Origin of the sequence: Marinimicrobium sp. UBA4209 (genome assembly GCF_002381585.1) — a bacterium.
Taxonomy (GTDB): domain Bacteria; phylum Pseudomonadota; class Gammaproteobacteria; order Pseudomonadales; family Cellvibrionaceae; genus Marinimicrobium; species Marinimicrobium koreense.
This window is the reverse complement of the sequence record NZ_DFTP01000017.1, coordinates 409-1,447: the sequence shown is the minus strand read 5'-3', so window position 1 is coordinate 1,447 and position 1,039 is coordinate 409. Positions and strand designations below refer to the sequence as shown.

At 60.8% G+C, this 1,039-nt stretch carries 1 pseudogene; it reads left to right on the top strand.

Going from position 1 to position 1,039, the window contains the following annotated elements:
* Positions 1-1,039: pseudogene (locus tag B3187_RS03035) on the top strand (hypothetical protein); the annotation flags it as partial.

The following is a 1,039-nucleotide window of genomic DNA, read 5'->3' as shown; positions in this document are numbered from 1 at the left end:
CGGATTGGGCGCAGCCGCAGATCCTGATTCCGTCACTGACTACGTACTCGCTGAAAAGTCCGGATGCCTCGACGGTGGTGATTGAAGCTATCAGCGAGCTGCGTCTGCTCGCCATTGCCCTGGGCGATTATCAGCACCCGGGTATGTCCTCTGAGCAGGCCCATCATTATCTGACCCAGGTGTTGGCCATTAACCTGGAGCTGCTCTTTGGGACGCCCAGCGAGGCGGAGAGAGAGCAGCAAGGGCGTCTCGCGCTGATTACCCGATCTCTGTACCGACACCTGGCGGAGCGGATTGGCTACGAACACGTCATCGACAAGCTGATTGAGGAAATCTGGCGGATTTTGCAACAGCGGCCCATTCAGGTGGACAGCGTCAAGCGCATGATCACCCAGATTGCGGTCTGTCAGGTCAATCCGACCATCGAGTTGGGTATCAGCGGGCAGGGCGCCGACCGATTGATCAGCAGCCTGTTTGGTCCCACCCAGGCCTGCCGCGAGGATCCGGGCCTGGAGGTGTATCAGGAGCGCCTTCAGGCGATGGACGCCGGCGCATTGCAATACGAGGCGACGGGTTTTGCCCGAGCCATGCACGATACCGGTCTGGTTTCTCCCTATCACCCGGTGTTGTTACGTCATCTGTTGGAGCACGGGGACCACTTGCTTTCCGAAGCTTTGGGGCTCTCCAGTACCGGTCGGGATTGTTTGCTGTGTTACGGTGAGCTGGCTCGGGCGATCATCGCCCAAGCCATCCATCCTGAAACCGCTCAGGGCGTCTATGGCCTGGCTTTGATGCTCGAACGGGGCATTCTCTACCAACCGGCGGTCGCACCGGCACTCTGGCGGCAGCTGGCGCTGCCCGTCTCGCCCTATTGTACCCAACGGCTGGAAATGATTTTCGGCGCACAGCCGTCGGCCACCGCCTGGCTGATGCAGGGCGTGTTGTGCATGCTGGGGCAACCGCTGGGCGTGGGGCAGGGCAATAACCCCACCTGTCAGTCGGCCCGGGCGCTGTCCATGTGGGCTTATAACGATCCGGA